Annotated in this window: 16 protein-coding genes; 6 read left to right on the top strand and 10 right to left on the bottom strand. The window is 67.2% G+C overall.

What is annotated here, in order from left to right:
* The first annotated feature begins 110 nt into the window (after window positions 1-110).
* The gene (locus WS96_RS10945; protein WP_059832477.1) at window positions 111-728 is read left to right on the top strand and encodes a 3'-5' exonuclease; all 618 of its coding nucleotides are present in this window, start codon (window positions 111-113) and stop codon (window positions 726-728) included.
* A 213-nt stretch (window positions 729-941) separates the two neighbouring features.
* On the opposite strand, the gene guaA is transcribed toward WS96_RS10945, so the two are convergent.
* From guaA to WS96_RS10920, 5 genes are all read right to left on the bottom strand, one after another.
* Window positions 942-2,561 carry a glutamine-hydrolyzing GMP synthase gene (gene guaA, locus WS96_RS10940; RefSeq protein WP_059832475.1) on the bottom strand — a complete coding sequence of 540 codons (1,620 nt, stop codon included), beginning with the start codon at window positions 2,559-2,561 and terminating at the stop codon, window positions 942-944.
* A 107-nt stretch (window positions 2,562-2,668) separates the two neighbouring features.
* On the bottom strand, window positions 2,669-3,268 hold the full coding sequence (locus WS96_RS10935; RefSeq protein ID WP_059832473.1) for a hypothetical protein: 600 nt from the start codon (window positions 3,266-3,268) through the stop codon (window positions 2,669-2,671).
* Window positions 3,269-3,274: 6 nt separating this feature from the next.
* Window positions 3,275-4,735: an IMP dehydrogenase gene (guaB, locus tag WS96_RS10930; RefSeq protein ID WP_059832472.1), complete on the bottom strand. Its 1,461-nt coding sequence runs from the start codon at window positions 4,733-4,735 to the stop codon at window positions 3,275-3,277.
* Window positions 4,736-5,012: 277 nt separating this feature from the next.
* Window positions 5,013-5,816, bottom strand: a complete 804-nt coding sequence (locus WS96_RS10925) for a DUF2182 domain-containing protein (protein ID WP_059832470.1) — start codon at window positions 5,814-5,816, stop codon at window positions 5,013-5,015.
* Window positions 5,817-5,843: 27 nt separating this feature from the next.
* Window positions 5,844-6,608 carry a DUF899 domain-containing protein gene (locus tag WS96_RS10920; RefSeq protein WP_059832468.1) on the bottom strand — a complete coding sequence of 255 codons (765 nt, stop codon included), beginning with the start codon at window positions 6,606-6,608 and terminating at the stop codon, window positions 5,844-5,846.
* Between the two features lie 114 nt (window positions 6,609-6,722).
* Between WS96_RS10920 and WS96_RS10915 the strand changes: the two genes are divergently transcribed.
* Genes WS96_RS10915 through WS96_RS10905 form a run of 3 tightly spaced genes read left to right on the top strand, consistent with a single transcriptional unit; the run spans window position 6,723 to window position 9,678 of the window.
* Window positions 6,723-7,943 (top strand): hypothetical protein, encoded by a 1,221-nt coding sequence (locus WS96_RS10915; protein ID WP_059832467.1) that lies wholly within the window; start codon window positions 6,723-6,725, stop codon window positions 7,941-7,943.
* Between the two features lie 31 nt (window positions 7,944-7,974).
* A complete protein-coding gene (locus WS96_RS10910; RefSeq protein ID WP_059832679.1) occupies window positions 7,975-8,676 on the top strand; it encodes a Vgb family protein in 702 nt (233 codons plus the stop codon).
* 36 nt (window positions 8,677-8,712) lie between these two features.
* Window positions 8,713-9,678, top strand: a complete 966-nt coding sequence (locus WS96_RS10905) for a DMT family transporter (RefSeq protein WP_059832465.1) — start codon at window positions 8,713-8,715, stop codon at window positions 9,676-9,678.
* Window positions 9,679-9,720: 42 nt separating this feature from the next.
* Here WS96_RS10905 and WS96_RS10900 read toward each other — a convergent pair whose 3' ends face one another.
* Both WS96_RS10900 and WS96_RS10895 read right to left on the bottom strand, forming a co-directional pair.
* A complete protein-coding gene (locus WS96_RS10900) occupies window positions 9,721-10,044 on the bottom strand; it encodes an RnfH family protein (RefSeq protein WP_034207647.1) in 324 nt (107 codons plus the stop codon).
* 4 nt (window positions 10,045-10,048) lie between these two features.
* Window positions 10,049-10,486 (bottom strand): type II toxin-antitoxin system RatA family toxin, encoded by a 438-nt coding sequence (locus WS96_RS10895; RefSeq protein ID WP_034188832.1) that lies wholly within the window; start codon window positions 10,484-10,486, stop codon window positions 10,049-10,051.
* A gap of 99 nt (window positions 10,487-10,585) precedes the next feature.
* Here WS96_RS10895 and smpB point away from each other — a divergent pair, with 99 nt between their 5' ends.
* A complete protein-coding gene (gene smpB / locus WS96_RS10890) occupies window positions 10,586-11,032 on the top strand; it encodes an SsrA-binding protein SmpB (protein WP_034181129.1) in 447 nt (148 codons plus the stop codon).
* A 153-nt stretch (window positions 11,033-11,185) separates the two neighbouring features.
* On the opposite strand, the gene WS96_RS10885 is transcribed toward smpB, so the two are convergent.
* The 3 genes from WS96_RS10885 to ppsA all read right to left on the bottom strand — a co-directional run bounded on the left by WS96_RS10885 (window position 11,186) and on the right by ppsA (window position 15,198).
* Window positions 11,186-12,121, bottom strand: a complete 936-nt coding sequence (locus tag WS96_RS10885; protein ID WP_059832464.1) for an SPFH domain-containing protein — start codon at window positions 12,119-12,121, stop codon at window positions 11,186-11,188.
* Window positions 12,122-12,153: 32 nt separating this feature from the next.
* Window positions 12,154-12,588: an NfeD family protein gene (locus tag WS96_RS10880; RefSeq protein WP_059832462.1), complete on the bottom strand. Its 435-nt coding sequence runs from the start codon at window positions 12,586-12,588 to the stop codon at window positions 12,154-12,156.
* 210 nt (window positions 12,589-12,798) lie between these two features.
* Complete coding sequence (ppsA, locus tag WS96_RS10875; protein WP_059832461.1) at window positions 12,799-15,198, bottom strand: phosphoenolpyruvate synthase; 2,400 nt, start codon at window positions 15,196-15,198, stop codon at window positions 12,799-12,801.
* A 376-nt stretch (window positions 15,199-15,574) separates the two neighbouring features.
* On the opposite strand from ppsA, the gene ppsR reads away from it, so the two are divergent.
* Window positions 15,575-16,390, top strand: coding sequence for a posphoenolpyruvate synthetase regulatory kinase/phosphorylase PpsR (ppsR, locus tag WS96_RS10870; protein ID WP_034207652.1), 816 nt, complete (start codon window positions 15,575-15,577; stop codon window positions 16,388-16,390).
* The last annotated feature ends 10 nt before the right edge of the window (window positions 16,391-16,400 follow it).

The raw sequence follows: 16,400 nt of genomic DNA, 5'->3' as shown, positions 1-16,400 counted from the left end.
AATCGGAAGCCGGCCCGCTCGCCGGTCGATGAATCCGCCGTTCGCGAGCACGGAGATGCTACCCTCTCGGCCAAACTCGACACCCTCTGATGAAGCATCCGAACTCAACCATGCAAACCGTCGCGGTACTGGACTTCGAAACAACCGGGCTGTCGCCGAATCTGGGCGACCGTGCGACCGAAATTGCCGTCATCCTGCTGCGCGACGGGCAAGTCGTCGACCGTTTCCAGAGTTTGATGAATGCAGGCAGACGCATCCCGTCGGATGTCGTTGCGCTCACCGGCATCACCAACGACATGATTGCGGCGGCGCCGCCGGCGTCCGAAGTCATGAAGGAAGCGGCGGCGTTCGTCGGCAAGCACGCGGTCGTGGCTCACAACGCCGGTTTCGACAAACGCTTCTGGCAGTCGGAACTGGGGCTGCTCGGCATGTCGGCCGACCATGCGTTTGCGTGCACGATGCTGGTGGCGAGACGGATCTACCCGGACGCCAGGAGTCACCGCCTGTCGAGCCTGGCCGAGATGCTGCGGCTGCCGCAATCGGGCCGTGCGCACCGCGCGATGGTCGATGCGGAGATGGCCGGCCATCTGTGGTGCCGGTTGCAGCAGGATATTTCGCGGACTTACGGGCTGGATCGGATCGATCACGCGCTGATGTCGCGGGTGCAGGCGACGACCAAGGCGAAGGTACCGATGTATTTGCGGTCGCTTGGGCGGACGTGTGCGTGACGCATCCCGTCCCGGAACGGAAAACACGACACGCACTGACTGACTGCACCCGTTAACGCAAAACGGCCTGGCAATGAATTGCCAGGCCGTTTCTTGCCCCGCGTGAGCCAGGGCAGCATGCCGTCCAAACCGGCAACCCGCTTGCGAACTATCGCGACATCAAGCGATGCGCAACGGCACAAGCGGAATCGAACGCCGGTTCAGTCGGATTGTTCACTCCCACTCGATCGTCGCCGGCGGCTTCCCCGAGATGTCGTACACGACCCGGTTGATCCCGCGCACTTCGTTGATGATCCGGTTCGACGCGCGGCCGAGCAGTGCATACGGCAGGTGCGCCCAGTGCGCGGTCATGAAGTCGGTCGTCTGCACCGCGCGCAGCGACGTCACGTAGTCGTACGTCCGCCCATCGCCCATCACGCCCACCGACTTCACCGGCAGGAACACCGCGAACGCCTGGCTCGTCAGGTCGTACCACGTCTTGCCGACGTCGGCCTCGCCGCACAGGCCGGCAGCCGCGTCCTGCGCGGTGGCCGTCGTGCCGCGCAATTCCTCGATGAAGATCGCGTCCGCACGGCGCAGCAGGTCCGCGTACTCGCGCTTCACTTCGCCGAGAATCCGCACGCCGAGGCCCGGGCCCGGGAACGGGTGGCGGTACACCATCTCCGGCGGCAGGCCGAGCGCGACGCCCAGCTCGCGCACTTCGTCCTTGAACAGGTCGCGCAGCGGCTCGAGCAGCTTCAGGCCGAGCGTCTCCGGCAGGCCGCCGACGTTGTGGTGGCTCTTGATCGTCGTCGCCTTCTTCGTCTTCGTGCCGCCCGATTCGACCACGTCCGGGTAGATCGTGCCCTGCGCGAGCCACTTCGCCTTCGACAGCTTCTTCGCCTCGGCCTGGAACACCTCGACGAACTCGCGGCCGATGATCTTGCGCTTCGCTTCCGGATCGGTCACGCCGGCCAGATGGCCGAGGAACTGGTCGGACGCATCGACGTGCACGACCTTCGCATGCAGGCGGCCCTCGAACATGTCGAGCACCATCTTGCCTTCGTTCAGGCGCAGCAGGCCGTGATCGACGAACACGCACGTCAGTTGATCGCCGATCGCACGATGGATCAGCGCGGCCGCGACGCTCGAATCGACGCCGCCCGACAGGCCGAGAATCACTTCCTCGTCGCCGACCTGCTCGCGGATCTTCGCGACGGCTTCCTCGATGTGGTTCTTCATGATCCAGTCGGGCTTCGCGCCGGCGATCTGCAGCACGAAGCGCTCGATGATCTGGCGGCCCTTCACCGTGTGCGTGACTTCCGGATGGAACTGCACCGCGTAGTAGCCGCGCGCCTCGTCGGCCATGCCGGCGATCGGGCAGCTCGGCGTCGACGCCATCAGCGCGAAGCCCGGCGGCAGCTCGGCAACCTTGTCGCCGTGGCTCATCCAGACCTTCAGCATCCCGTGGCCTTCCGCCGTCGTGAAATCCTCGATACCGTCGAGCAGGCGCGTATGGCCGTGCGCACGCATTTCCGCGTAGCCGAATTCGCGATGGTCGCTCCACTCGACCTTGCCGCCGAGCTGCACGGCCATCGTCTGCATGCCGTAGCAGATGCCGAGCACCGGCACGCCGAGCTCCCACACGGCCTGCGGCGCGCGCAGCTGATGGTCTTCGTACGTGCTCGCGTGGCTGCCCGACAGGATCACCGCCTTCGGCGCGAACTCGCGGACGAAGTCGTTGGACACGTCGTTCGGATGGATTTCGCAGTAGACGTGCGCTTCACGCACGCGCCGTGCAATCAGTTGGGTGACTTGCGAACCGAAGTCGAGAATCAGGATTTTGTCGTGCATGGCTGCGGACGGGATGAAGAGAATAAGAAAAGCAGCGCATCGAGCGCTGCGTCAAAAGCATGGTCGGCGGCGTCGGGCGGCAGGCGGCACGCGCGACGCATCGCCGGTCAATCCTGCGACGGCGGGCGCGCGTCGAACGCGACGCTGCCTGATGCGCGGTCGGACGCGGCCGACGGGGTCGCCGCAGCCGGCGCCGCAGGCGCCACCGGGCGGCCGACGACCGGCTCGACCCGCGGCTGCGCTGCGGAGGCCGGCGCCGGTTCGACCGGACGCTGCGCGCTCCGGCCTTCGAGCGCCTGCACTTTCTCGCGCCGGCGCACGGCCGATGCGAGCCGCACGCCGCCGAGACCGAGCACGATCAGCGCGACTCCGGCCACGGCCGACAGCACCCGGCCGGCGGCCGCGAGCGCGGGCCCGCTGCCGGTGCCGATCGACCACACGACCGTCAGCACGCCGGTCAGCCAGTACACGTGGCCGACCGACCGCGCGACGGGCGCCGTGAGGTCGCCGTTGAACGCCGCATGAAACGCGAGCCACGCGAGCCCGAGCAGCGCGATACCGAACGCCTGGCCGAGCATCGCCGGCTGGATGTTCGCCAGTTGCAGCGCGTTGAACAGCGCCTGCCAGGGCGTCAGCACGAACAGCACGCCGAACGCCAGCAGCAGCACGGCATCGACGATCAGCACGGCTCGCAGCAGCGGTTTCATCGGCGATCAGTCCACGTGATAGTTGGGCGCTTCCTTCGTGATCTGCACGTCGTGCACGTGCGACTCGCGCATGCCCGCCGCGGTGATCTGGACGAATTCGGCCTTCTCGTGCAGTTCGTCGATCGTGCGGCAGCCGCAGTAGCCCATGCTCGCGCGCACGCCGCCGACCAGCTGGAACAGGATCGCGTTGACCGAACCCTTGTACGCGACGCGGCCTTCGATGCCTTCCGGCACGAGCTTGTCGATGTTCGCCGAGTTGTCCTGGAAGTAGCGGTCCGCCGCGCCGTCCTTCATCGCGCCGACCGAACCCATGCCGCGATACGACTTGTACTGGCGGCCCTGGTACAGGAACACGTCGCCCGGCGCCTCTTCGGTGCCTGCGAACATGCTGCCCATCATCACCGCGTTCGCGCCGGCCGCGAGGGCCTTCGACACGTCGCCCGAGAAACGCACGCCGCCGTCGGCGATGCACGGCACGCCGGTGCCCCTCAGCGCTTCCGCGACGTTCGCGATCGCGCTGATCTGCGGCACGCCGACACCCGCGACGATCCGCGTCGTGCAGATCGAGCCCGGGCCGATACCGACCTTGACCGCGTCCGCGCCGTATTCGACCAGCGCCTTCGCGGCGGCGGCCGTCGCGATGTTGCCGCCGATCACCTCGACGTGCGGGAAGTTCTGCTTGACCCAGCGAACGCGCTCGAGCACGCCCTTGCTGTGACCGTGCGCGGTATCGACGACGATCACGTCGACGCCGGCCTGCACCAGCAGCTCGACGCGCTCTTCGTTGTCCGGGCCGACGCCGACCGCCGCGCCTGCGCGCAGCTTGCCGTGTTCGTCCTTGCACGCGTCCGGGTGCTCGGTCTGCTTCGTGATGTCCTTGACGGTCATCAGGCCGCGCAGCTCGAACGCGTCGTTGACGACCAGCACGCGCTCGAGGCGGTGGCTGTGCATCAGCGCCTTCGCTTCGGCGAGCGGCGTGCCTTCCTTGACCGTGACGAGGCGCTCGCGCGGCGTCATGATCGACTTGACCGGCTCGTCGAGGCGCGTTTCGAAACGCAGGTCGCGGTTCGTGACGATGCCGACGAGCTGCGGGCCTTCGACGACCGGGAAGCCCGAGATGCCATGCTGGCGCGACAGCGCGATCACGTCGCGCACCTTCATTTGCGGCGGGACCGTGATCGGGTCGCGGACGACGCCCGATTCGAAACGCTTGACCTTCGCGACCTCGCGGGCCTGTTCGGCCGGCGTGAGGTTCTTGTGGACGATACCGACGCCACCCTGCTGCGCCATCGCGATCGCGAGGCGACCTTCGGTGACCGTGTCCATCGCGGCGGACACGAGCGGCATGTTCAGGGAGATGTTGCGGGTCAGCTTGGTCTTGAGGCTGGTGTCGCGCGGGAGAACGTCGGAGAAGGCGGGAACGAGGAGCACGTCATCGAAAGTGAGTGCTTTTTGGATCAGACGCATGGCAAATCCTATGGGCGCAAAAGCGAATTATACGCGAAGCGCTGCGAATTTTCACAACACGAACAACGGCTTAGCCGGTTTCGCCCGTTCGGGGGCCGAATCGTTCGGATCGCCGTTCGGTTCGTTTTCGATCGCTTTTCGTTTCATCGCCGCATCGAGCCATTCGCGCAACCGCGGCCGAGCGGCGAGCGTCCGTGTCGCGGCGGGGCCACACGGCCGCGACGGCGGCGGCCGCGCACGGCCCGGCGCCCCGCCGAAGCGGCTGGCCTGCCGCGCGTCACGCCAGCCCGGCCGCGCGGACGATCATCGCCACGCCGCCCGCCACCGCCGCGCAACCGATGATCCGTGCGACGCGTTCACCGGCCGGCGCGACGCGTTCGGCGGCGATGGCCACCGTCATCGCGGCCATCACGCGCAGATCCATCATGCCGGCCGCCAGCGCGACCGCCATCAGGTTCCCGCAACACGCCCCGCATCGGAGGGCAGCACGCACGCCGTACCGCCACGCCGTGACGACCGTCCCGGGCGACCGGTGCGCGTGCGCCGCCGCATGCCGGCAGCACGCCAGCCGGCGCGCCTTCCACCCGGAGAATTGCAACGCACCCGCGGCCGCCACGACGGCGCCGGCCGCGAAGGGCATCGCACGGGCGAGCGCCGGCAGCCGGGCGCCGGCCGCCGTCAGTGCGGCGCCGGCCGGAAACACGAGCGCCCCGAGCGCCATCCAGACCGAGAAATATCCCGCCCCCACGACGGCGACGAGCCAGGCCGAGCGCGCCGTCCGCGGACCGATGCGCTGCCAGTCATGCCAGAGCTGCGCCGCGAACACGGGCAGCATCATCGTCACCGTCATCGCGCCCCACATTCCGGCAAACGCCGCGAATGCGCGCCCGGCGCCCCGGCCGCACGGCCGCAGCCAGACGGCCGAGGCCATCCAGCCGCCCGACATCGGTTCGCCACCCATCGCGGCCATCGACGCGTGCTGCGCCAGCGTCGCCATCGCGGCGAGCACGAACACGGCCACGGCCGCCGCGCCGAATGCCTGCGGATCGACTGCCGTCTCGCCGGTTGTCGGTCGTGTCATCGCGTGCTCCCGCTCGCAGCCGGCCGCTCAGCCGCGCGCGTACTCGTCGTGCCGGCGCCACCACGGGCCGGCCTCGTTGCGGCCGCGCGGCGCGCGATCGAGCCATTGGTACATCCCCCACAACCCGTCGAGGCCGCGCGCGTAGGTCGAATACGTGTGATAGATGGCCCCGTCCTCGCGCACGAACGCGCTCATCCCCGGCCGGTCGAGCGAATACGTGGCCGCGTCGGTGCCGCACGTGGCCGCGAACTGCACGACGGGCGCCGGCGGCGGATCCATGTCCATCGCGTGAGCGGCCCGCGCATAGTTGTATTCGATGTCGCCCGCGCGCTGCTGCGTTTCGGTGAACGACACGTTGAAGTCGAAGTTGAAATCGCTGCCGACCGACGACGCCCACGGAAACGTCCACCCCATCCGCTGCCGGTACGCGAGCAGTTTCGCGAGCGGCGCGCGCGACACGGCCGCGAGCGTCACGTCGTGATGCGCCAGATGCACGGCGAAGCCGTCGAAGCCGTCGGCAAGCGCCGAGCACGACGGGCAGCCGGCCTTGTAGTCGGGGCCGAACATGAAGTGATAGACGAGCAATTGCGAACGGCCGTCAAACAGGTCGTCGAGCGTCGCCTGCCCTGCTTCGGTATCGAACCGGTAGGTCTTGTCGACGCGCACCCACGGCAGCGCCTGGCGCCGCCGCGCGAGTTCGTCGCTTTGCCGCGTCAGCGCCTTTTCCGCGTCGAGCAGCGCGCGGCGTTCGGCCAGCCATTCGTCGCGGGTTCCGGTGAGATGGGTCGTCATTGCGGGTTCCTCCTTCCGATGGGTATCCGGGCACGGCGTACGGGGCCGTGTGCGTGGTGCTAGATTAGTGCCGGGCATCGGACCGAAGGGAGTGACAAGTGTGTCGGGATTCGAATGGATTCGCTGATCACCGCGGCCGCGCGCGCGCTCGCCGCCGGTGACGCGCTCGGTGCGCTGAACCGCGTCGCGCTGCGCGACGATGCGCCGGCGCTCGCGCTACGCGGCATCGCGCTCGCGCAGCTCGGCGATTTCGACCGTGCACGGGCGCTCGTGCGCGGCGCCGCACGCGCATTCGGGGCGAAGGAAGCGGTCGCACGGGCGCGCTGCGTCGTCGCGGAAGCCGAGATCGCGCTCGCGTCGCGCGACCTGCACTGGCCCACGCGGGCGCTCGATGCGGCCTGCGCGACGCTCGACGCGCACGGCGACCGCGCGAACGCCGCGCATGCCCGCTATCTCGGCGTGCGCCGGTTGCTGCTGATCGGCCGTCTCGACGAGGCCGAGCGGCTGCTCGCGCATCTCGATCCCGCGCCGCTGCCACCCGCGTCGCGCGCCGCCCATGAACTGATCGCGGCCGGTATCGCGATGCGCCGCATTCGCACGCACGCGGCCCGTGCGGCGCTCGCCCGGGCGCGAACGGCCGCCCGCGCCGCCGGCATCGCCGCGCTGGCGGCCGAGGTCGACACCGCCGCGCGCGTGCTCGACGCACCGGCCGCGCGGCTCATCGCGCGCGGCACGTCGCGGCTCGTGCCGCTCGACGAAGTCGAGACGCTGTTCGAGTCGAACGCGCTCGTCGTCGACGCGTGCCGGCACACGGTGCGCGATGCGCGCACGACCGTGTCGCTCGCGCGGCGTCCGGTGCTGTTCGTGCTCGCACGTGCGCTCGGCGAGGCATGGCCGGCCGACGTGTCGAGAAACGCGCTCGTCGCCGCCGCGTTCCGCGCGAAACAGGCCGACGAATCGCATCGCGCGCGGCTGCGTGTCGAAATGGGCCGGCTGCGCGCGGTGCTGCGCCCGCTCGCGAACGTCGTCGCGACGCCGCGCGGCTTCGCGCTCGAGCCGCTCGGCGTGCGCGAGACCGTCGTCCTCGCGCGCCCGGTCGACGATCGCCATGCGGCCGTGCTCGCGCTCCTCGCCGACGGCGAAGCGTGGTCGAGCTCCGCGCTGGCGCTCGCACTTGGCGCCAGCCAGCGCACCGTGCAGCGCGCGCTCGATGCGCTCGCGGAAAGCGGCAAGGTACAGGCGCTCGGCCGCGGACGCGCGCGCCGCTGGCTGACGCCGCCGCTGCCCGGATTCGCGACGACCTTGTTACTCCCGGTTGCGTTGCCGGGCGATTAGGATGGCCTCATCGAACGACGAGGTGACGAACATGAAACGCTCCGCTGCAGACATTCTTCGCGAGTACGGCCCGTTTCCGGGCGTCGACGGCGTGCACGGCGTCACGTTCGACGGGCAGCACGTGTGGTATGCGTCCGGCGACAAGCTGAATGCGCTCGACCCCGAGCGCGGCACGACCGTCCGTTCGCTCGACGTCGCCGCGCACGCGGGCACCGCGTTCGACGGCCGCCATCTGTTCCAGATCGTCGAGGACCGCATCGCGAAGATCGACCCCGAATCGGGCCGCGTGCTCGCGACGATTCCGGCGCCCGGCGGCGGCGCCGATTCGGGGCTCGCGTGGGCGGAAGGCACGCTGTGGGTCGGCCAGTACCGCGAACGCAAGATTCATCAGGTGGATCCGCAATCGGGCGCCGTGCTGCGCACGATCGAATCGAACCGCTTCGTCACCGGCGTGACGTGGGTCGACGGCGAGCTGTGGCACGGCACGTGGGAAGCCGACCAGAGCGACTTGCGGCGCATCGATCCGCGCACGGGTCAGGTGCTCGAGCAGATCGACATGCCGGCCGGCGTCGGCGTCTCTGGGCTCGAATCCGACGGTCACGACCGCTTCTACTGCGGCGGCGGCAACAGCGGCAAGCTGCGTGCCGTGCGCCGCCCGTCGAAGCCGCTCGACGCGCCGGGCCCCGCCCCGAGTGCAGGAATGAACAAGACGCCGCCGCGATGGCCTCGCTAAGATGCGCGCACCTCGGTCATTTGTTCGGAGCGGTCGATGCAGCGCGGCGTGGTGTACGGTGTCCTGGCAGGCGCCCTGTGGGGCATGGTGTTTCTCGTTCCGCGGCTGCTGACCGATTTCTCGCCGTTGCTGCTGAGCGCCGGCCGCTACGCGATGTACGGCCTCGTGTCGCTCGCGGCCGCGTTGCCCGCCGCCCGCTCGCTGCTCGCGCGGCTGACCCGCGAGGATCTCGCCGCCCTGGTGAAGCTCGCCATCGTCGGCAACGTCGCGTATTACATGCTGCTGTCCGGCGCCGTGCACCTGATCGGCATCGCGCCGAGTTCGCTGATCGTCGGCGTGCTGCCCGTGACCGTCACGCTCGCGGGCCTCGGCGACCATGGCGCCGTGCCGCTGCGGCGGCTCGCCGCCCCGCTCGCGCTGGTGATCGCCGGCATCGTCTGCATCAACGTCGACCTGTTCACGTCCGAAGCCGCGCACGCCACGACGCTCGCCCAGAAACTCGCGGGCATCGCGTGCGCGGCGGGCGCGCTCGCGAGCTGGACCTGGTACGCGGTGGCGAATGCACGCTACCTGCAACGTCATCACCGCTTCGGCGGCAACGAATGGTCGGTGCTGTGGGGTGTCGTGACGGGCCTGCTCGGCGGGCTCTGCTGGCTGGCGATCCTCGCGTTGCCGGCCGGCATGGTGCAGGCGACCGTCCCGGCGTCGCGCTGGCAGTTGTTCTGGCTGCTGAACCTCGTGCTCGCGATCGGCGCATCGTGGCTCGGCAACGGGCTGTGGAATGCCGCGTCGAAGCGGCTGCCGCTCACGCTGTCGGGTCAGATGATCGTGTTCGAAACCGTGTTCGCGATGCTGTACGCGTTCGTGTACGACCGGCGGATGCCGCACGCGCTCGAGATCGCCGCACTCGTGCTGCTGCTCGCCGGTGTATACGGCTCGGTGCGACGGCACGGCGACACGCCGGGCAGCGCGCCGGCAAACGCAAACGCCGCGGCCCACTGAGCGCCGCGGCGTTCGATCAGACCAATCGGGGCGAACGACGCGTCAGCGCGCGTCCTTGTGCATCCACTTGCGGCCCTCGATCGAGCCGTCGCGGCGAGATTTGTCGACGCGACGCTGGCGCGCGAGCTTCGGATCGACGATCAGCGGACGGTAAATCTCGACGCGGTCGTGATCGACGAGCGGCGTATCGAGCGGCGCGAGCTTGCCGTAGACGCCCGTCTTCGCGTGTGCGAGATCGATCTCCGGATGCAGCGCGAGCACGCCGCTCGCGTCGATTGCCGAGCGCACGGTCGCGCCTTCGGGCAACGACAGCGGAATCAGCGTCTGGCGGTCCGGCAGTGCGTAGCAGACTTCGATCGACAGCATCGCGTCACCCCTTTCCGTAGCGCTGGTCCGCGCGCTTCACGAACGAATCGACGAACGTGTTCGCGATGTGGCTGAACACCGGCCCGATGATCTTCTCGAGCAGGATGCTCGAGAACTCGTAATGCAGCGCGAATTCGATCTTGCACGCATCGGCGCGCAGCGCCGTGAAGCGCCACGAGCCCGTGAACTTCTTGAACGGGCCGTCCGTGAACTCCATGTCGATCCGCGTCGGGCGCTGCTGCGTGTTGCGCGTCGCGAAATGCTGCTTGATGCCCTTGAAGTTGATGTCGATGCGCGCTTCCATCCCGCTCTCGTCCTGACGGCGAATCTCGACACCGCCGCACCAGGGCAGGAAATTGGGGTAGTCGGCCACGTCGGTGACGAGGTCGAACATCTGTTCCGCCGAATGACGGATCAATACGGTTTTCTGGACATCTGCCATAAATCGCGCGGCATCGCTCAAAGTGGGAACGCCAAGCCGGGCGATTCTCGCCCCGCTTTGCTAAAATCGTGATTTTAAACGACTTGGCCCGATCCTTTCATGAGCATCATCGACAACAGGAAAGCGCACTTCGATTACCACATCGAGGAACGCTACGAGGCGGGGCTCGTGCTCGAAGGCTGGGAAGTCAAGGCGCTGCGCGCCGGGCGCGGCCAGATCAAGGAAGGCTACGTCGTGGTGAAGAACGCCGAGATCTTCCTGATCGGCACCCATATCAGCCCGCTGCCCGAAGCCTCGACGCACATCAAGCCCGACCCGGTGCGCACGCGCAAGCTGCTGCTGCACCGCGAGGAAATCAAGAAGCTGATCGGCAAGGTCGAGCAGCGCGGCTACACGCTCGTGCCGCTGAACTTCCACTACAAGGGCGGTCGCGTGAAGTGCGACATCGCGCTCGCGAAGGGCAAGAAGCTGCACGACAAGCGCGAAACCGAAAAGAAACGCGACTGGGAACGCGAGAAGGCGCGCATCATGCGCGCCGGCGCCTGACGCTCGCGGCGCTCATCGCCAACGACACGGCCCGCTCGAAGCGGGCCGTGTCGCTTTGGTCTCCCTGAATCGCGCCGGCTGGCCACCGGCTGCGCGACGATTCGCCGCACGACGACGCGCACGCGGCCACCGCGCGCGCATCGGTCACCGGGCTCAGCCCTTCGCGCCGGACGCCGCCCCCGCGCTCTTGACGATCGTCAGCGCCGACGAGATCGCGGTGCCGAGATCCGCCAGGTTCGACGGCACGATCAGCGTGTTGCCCTGCTTCGCGAGATTCGAGAACGCGCCGACATACTGCTCGGCGACCTTCAGGTTCACCGCGTCCATCCCGCCTTGCGACTGAATCGCGGTTGCGATCTTCTGGATCGCCTGCGCGTTCGCCTCGGCCACCGCCAGAATCGCGGCGGCTTCGCCCTGCGCCTGGTTGATCGCGGCCTGCCGCTCGCCTTCGGACTTCTGGATCGCGGCTTCGCGCGCCCCCGACGCGAGGTTGATCTGTTCCTGCTTGCGACCTTCGGAGGCGGCAATCAGCGCACGCTTTTCACGCTCCGCGGTGATCTGCGCCTGCATGGCGTGCAGGATCTCCTTCGGCGGCGTCAGGTCCTTGATCTCGTAGCGCAGCACTTTCACGCCCCAGTTCGCCGCGGCGTCGTCGAGCGCCGACACGATGCTGTGGTTGATGAAATCGCGCTCCTCGAAGGTCTTGTCGAGCTCGAGCTTGCCGATCACCGAGCGCAGCATCGTCTGCGACAACTGCGTGATCGCGAGCACGAAGTTGCTCGACCCGTACGACGCCTTCATCGGATCCATCACCTGGAAATACAGCACGCCGTCGACCTGCAACTGCGTGTTGTCGCGCGTGATACAGACCTGGCTCGGCACGTCGAGCGGAATTTCCTTCAGCACGTGCCGGTACGCGATGCGATCGACGAACGGCAGCACGATGTTGAGACCGGGCGACAGCGTCGCGTGGTAGCGCCCGAAGCGTTCGAGCACCCATGCATGCTGCTGCGGCACGATCTTCACCGTCTTCGACACGATCACGATGGCGATGACGAGCAGGACAACCCAGATGATCAGCGAATCCATGAATATTTCCTCCTTGTTGTATCAGCGGACGATCAGCCCGCGGGTTTCGCCACGACCACGAGGCGGTTGCCGCGCACGGCGCTCACCTGGTACACGTGCGCATCGTCGCGCTCGCCGTGCGCGAGCTCGACGTCCCAGTCGGCGCCGCGATACCGTACGCGCGCGCGGCCGTCACGCCACGCGTCGACCGTGACGGTCGAGCCGATATCGAGATTGACGTCGGGATTCGTCGACGTGTCGCGCTTCTGCTTGCGCCCGAGCCCCGAGCGACGCAGCACGATCATCGCGACGATCGCGACCGCGGCGGCCGCGCCGAACTGCACGTGCGGCGCGGCACCGGCGAGCTGCAGCAGCCCGCCCGCGAGAAAGCCGAGCGCGATCATCAACAGATAGAACGTGCCGGTCAGCAATTCGGCGACGACCAGCACGCCGACTCCGACCCACCAGAACAGATGCCCCGACATCATTGTGGTCTCCCGAAAAACGTCCCCGATGCTCACTATATTCGCTGCGCGCGCGGCTGTGCGAAGCGGCCGGTGCGCTTGAGATGGCCCCACGCGCACCGACGAAAAAAAACACCCCGGTGCTTACCGGGGTGTTTATAGCACGAACCTTGCATTTTGCCTTCAACGAAAGCGCGACGGACCGCGCTTTCGCCGAGGTTGCATGACCGACCGTTACTTCCGGTTGGCGAGCGCCTGCCACGTATCGATGATCGTGTCGGGGTTCAGCGAGATCGACACGATGCCTTCGTCGGTCAGCCATTGCGCGAAGTCCGGGTGATCGGACGGACCCTGGCCGCAGATACCGACGTACTTGCCCATCTTGCGGCAAGTATCGATCGCACGCTTGAGCAGGAACTTGACGGCCGGGTCGCGCTCGTCGAAGTCGACTGCCAGCAGTTCCATGCCCGAATCGCGGTCGAGGCCGAGCGTGAGCTGCGTGAGGTCGTTCGAGCCGATCGAGAAGCCGTCGAAGTGTTCCAGGAACTCTTCGGCGAGGATCGCGTTGGTCGGGACTTCGCACATCATCACGAGGCGCAGGCCGTTTTCGCCGCGCTTCAGCCCGAACTTCTCGAGCAGGCCGACCACGCGCTCCGCCTGCTTCACGGTCCGCACGAACGGCACCATGATCTCGACGTTGGTCAGGCCCATCTCGTCGCGCACGCGCTTCAGTGCACGGCATTCCATCTCGAACGCCTGCGAGAAATCGTCGGCGATGTAGCGCGACGCGCCGCGGAAGCCCAGCATCGGGTTTTCCTCGTCCGGCTCGTAACGCGAACCGCCGATCAGCTTCTTGTACTCGTTCGACTTGAAGTCGGACAGACGCACGATCACGGGCTTCGGATAGAACGCCGCCGCGATCGTCGCGACGCCTTCCGTCAGCTTGTCGACGTAGAACTGACGCGGCGACGCGTGGCCGCGCGCCACGCTCTCGACCGCCTTCTTCAGGTCCTGGTCGATGTTCGGGTACTCGAGAATCGCCTTCGGGTGAACGCCGATGTTGTTGTTGATGATGAACTCGAGACGCGCGAGGCCCACGCCGGCGTTCGGCAGTTGCGAGAAGTCGAACGCGAGCTGCGGGTTGCCGACGTTCATCATGATCTTGACCGGGATTTCCGGCAGTTCGCCGCGCTGCACTTCCGTGACTTCCGTCTCGAGCAGCCCGTCGTAGATCTTGCCTTCGTCGCCTTCCGCGCACGACACGGTGACGAGCGCGCCGTCCTTCAGGATGTCGGTCGCATCGCCGCAGCCGACGACGGCCGGCACGCCGAGCTCACGCGCGATGATCGCCGCGTGGCAGGTGCGGCCGCCGCGGTTCGTGACGATCGCCGCTGCACGCTTCATCACCGGTTCCCAGTTCGGGTCGGTCATGTCGGCCACCAGCACGTCGCCCGGCTGCACGCGTTCCATTTCCGACGGATCCTGGATCACGCGCACGGGGCCCGCGCCGATCTTCTGGCCGATCGCACGCCCCGTCGCCAGCACCTGCGACTGGCCCTTCAGCTTGAAGCGCTGCTCGGCCTTGCCGGTTGCCTGGCTCTTCACCGTTTCCGGACGCGCCTGCAGGATGAAGATCTTGCCGTCGCGGCCGTCCTTGCCCCATTCGATGTCCATCGGACGCTGGTAGTGCTTCTCGATGATCACCGCGTACTTCGCGAGCTCGATCACGTCGTCGTCGGTGATCGAGTAGCGGTTGCGCTGCTCGTGCGGCACGTCGACCGTCTTCACGCGGCCCGGCTCGCCCGGCTGCGTGAATTCCATCTTGATCAGCTTCGAGCCGATCGAGCGGCGGATGATCGGGTACTTGTCCTGCGCGAGCGTCGTCTTGAACACGTAGAACTCGTCCGGGTTCACCGCGCCCTGCACGACGGTTTCGCCCAGGCCGTAGCTCGACGTGATGAACACGGCGTCCTTGAAGCCCGATTCGGTGTCGATCGTGAACATCACGCCGGCGGCGCCGACGTCCGAGCGGACCATGCGCTGCACGCCGGCCGACAGCGCGACTTCGGCGTGCGTGAAGCCCTTGTGCACGCGGTACGAGATCGCGCGGTCGTTGTACAGCGACGCGAACACGTGCTTCATGCGGTCGAGCACGTCGTCGATGCCGACGACGTTCAGATACGACTCCTGCTGGCCGGCGAACGATGCGTCGGGCAGGTCTTCCGCGGTCGCCGACGAGCGCACGGCGAACGACAGCTCGCTCGGCGAGCCGTTCTTCAGCACTTCGAACTGCGCGCGAATTTCCTGCTCGAGGCGCGGCTGCAGCGGCGCGTCGACGATCCACTTGCGGATTTCGGCGCCGGCTTCGGCGAGCGCCTTCACGTCGTCGATGTCGAGCGACTCGAGACGCTTGGCGATCCGGTCGGTCAGGTCGTTGTGCTTGAGGAAATCGCGGAATGCGAGCGCGGTCGTGGCGAAACCGGTGGGGACGCGAACGCCTGCTTCGGAAAGCTGGCTGATCATCTCGCCGAGCGACGCATTCTTGCCGCCCACGATCTCCACATCGGTCATCCGCAACTGCTCGAACGGAATTACATACGCCTGGTCCTTTGCGACGTTTGCTGCGTTAGTCATACAAGCCCCTAAGTGTGAAAAAAATGCTCGATCGCGCAAGTGGGCTCGAACGCGGGCGCTTGCAAAAAGGCGCGGCGCGTCTTGCGCAACCTGTTAGATAAACACTCGCAGCGGCGGAAATCTTCCGACCCGATTTGCAAAAATCCCGGCAGAAGGGCGATATTTGCAGACAAATCGCCAGACTTGCCGGGAATTCGGAAATCGCGCGGCCCAGCCACCGGGCGCCGTTCGCGCCCTGCCCCCGCAATTGCTTATCCAACAGGTTGCCGCTATTCTACCGTGCCGGCTGCCGGATGTGGCGCGACCTTGTCACTGGGTCTGGAGGCTCGCCTCCAGCCACCCGCGCAACTGCCCTTCACGCTCGACGTCCAGATTCATGCTGCCTACCGTATTCATCGTCTCCGACGGCACCGGGATCACTGCCGAAACCTTCGCGCATTCGATCCTTTCCCAGTTCGACCAGAAATTCCGCCTCGTGCGCGTGCCGTTCGTCGACTCGCTCGACAAGGCCTATGCGACGGTCGAGAAGATCAACGAGGCCGCCGTGCACGACGGCCGTCGCGCGATCGTGTTCACGACGCTCGTCGACAGCGAGTCGAACGACATCGTCAAGCGCTCGAACGCGCTCGTGCTCGACATGTTCCAGCGCTTCGTCGAACCGCTCGAGCAGGAACTGGAACTCAAGTCGAGTCACGCGATGGGCCGCGGCCACCAGAATGCGGACACCGAGGAATACAAGACGCGGATCGAGGCGATCAACTTCTCGCTCGCGCACGACGACGGCCAGTCGAACCGCAACCTGTCGGAGGCCGACGTGATCCTCGTCGGCGTGTCGCGCAGCGGCAAGACGCCGACGAGCCTGTACCTCGCGATGCAGTACGGCGTGAAGGCCGCCAACTATCCGCTGATTCCGGAGGATTTCGAACGCGGCAAGCTGCCGTCGGCGCTGTCGCCTTACAGCGACAAGCTGTTCGGGCTGTCGATCGACCCGCAGCGTCTGTCGGAGATCCGCAACGAGCGCCGGCCGGGCAGCAAGTACGCGGCGCCCGAGAACTGCCGCTACGAGATCAACGAGGCCGAGGCGATGATGCGCCGCGAAGGGATCAAGTGGCTGTCGTCGACGCACAAGTCGATCGAGGAAATCGCGACGACGATCCTGCAGGAAATCCGCCTCGACCGGCAGTCCTACTGAGCGCGAGCGC

The organism is Burkholderia sp. MSMB1835 (assembly GCF_001526365.1).
Lineage (GTDB): Bacteria > Pseudomonadota > Gammaproteobacteria > Burkholderiales > Burkholderiaceae > Burkholderia.
The sequence above is the reverse complement of the archived record's forward strand: the minus strand, read 5'-3'. Positions and strand labels throughout refer to the sequence as shown.

Excerpts from the sequence above, each read along its gene's own strand:
- WS96_RS10945 (WP_059832477.1), top strand. The coding sequence starts at position 111 with ATGCAAACCGTCGCGGTACTGGACTTCGAAACAACCGGGCTGTCGCCG.
- guaA (WP_059832475.1), bottom strand. The coding sequence starts at position 2,561 with ATGCACGACAAAATCCTGATTCTCGACTTCGGTTCGCAAGTCACCCAA.
- WS96_RS10935 (WP_059832473.1), bottom strand. The coding sequence starts at position 3,268 with ATGAAACCGCTGCTGCGAGCCGTGCTGATCGTCGATGCCGTGCTGCTG.
- guaB (WP_059832472.1), bottom strand. The coding sequence starts at position 4,735 with ATGCGTCTGATCCAAAAAGCACTCACTTTCGATGACGTGCTCCTCGTT.
- WS96_RS10925 (WP_059832470.1), bottom strand. The coding sequence starts at position 5,816 with ATGACACGACCGACAACCGGCGAGACGGCAGTCGATCCGCAGGCATTC.
- WS96_RS10920 (WP_059832468.1), bottom strand. The coding sequence starts at position 6,608 with ATGACGACCCATCTCACCGGAACCCGCGACGAATGGCTGGCCGAACGC.
- WS96_RS10915 (WP_059832467.1), top strand. The coding sequence starts at position 6,723 with ATGGATTCGCTGATCACCGCGGCCGCGCGCGCGCTCGCCGCCGGTGAC.
- WS96_RS10910 (WP_059832679.1), top strand. The coding sequence starts at position 7,975 with ATGAAACGCTCCGCTGCAGACATTCTTCGCGAGTACGGCCCGTTTCCG.
- WS96_RS10905 (WP_059832465.1), top strand. The coding sequence starts at position 8,713 with ATGCAGCGCGGCGTGGTGTACGGTGTCCTGGCAGGCGCCCTGTGGGGC.
- WS96_RS10900 (WP_034207647.1), bottom strand. The coding sequence starts at position 10,044 with ATGCTGTCGATCGAAGTCTGCTACGCACTGCCGGACCGCCAGACGCTG.
- WS96_RS10895 (WP_034188832.1), bottom strand. The coding sequence starts at position 10,486 with ATGGCAGATGTCCAGAAAACCGTATTGATCCGTCATTCGGCGGAACAG.
- smpB (WP_034181129.1), top strand. The coding sequence starts at position 10,586 with ATGAGCATCATCGACAACAGGAAAGCGCACTTCGATTACCACATCGAG.
- WS96_RS10885 (WP_059832464.1), bottom strand. The coding sequence starts at position 12,121 with ATGGATTCGCTGATCATCTGGGTTGTCCTGCTCGTCATCGCCATCGTG.
- WS96_RS10880 (WP_059832462.1), bottom strand. The coding sequence starts at position 12,588 with ATGATGTCGGGGCATCTGTTCTGGTGGGTCGGAGTCGGCGTGCTGGTC.
- ppsA (WP_059832461.1), bottom strand. The coding sequence starts at position 15,198 with ATGACTAACGCAGCAAACGTCGCAAAGGACCAGGCGTATGTAATTCCG.
- ppsR (WP_034207652.1), top strand. The coding sequence starts at position 15,575 with ATGCTGCCTACCGTATTCATCGTCTCCGACGGCACCGGGATCACTGCC.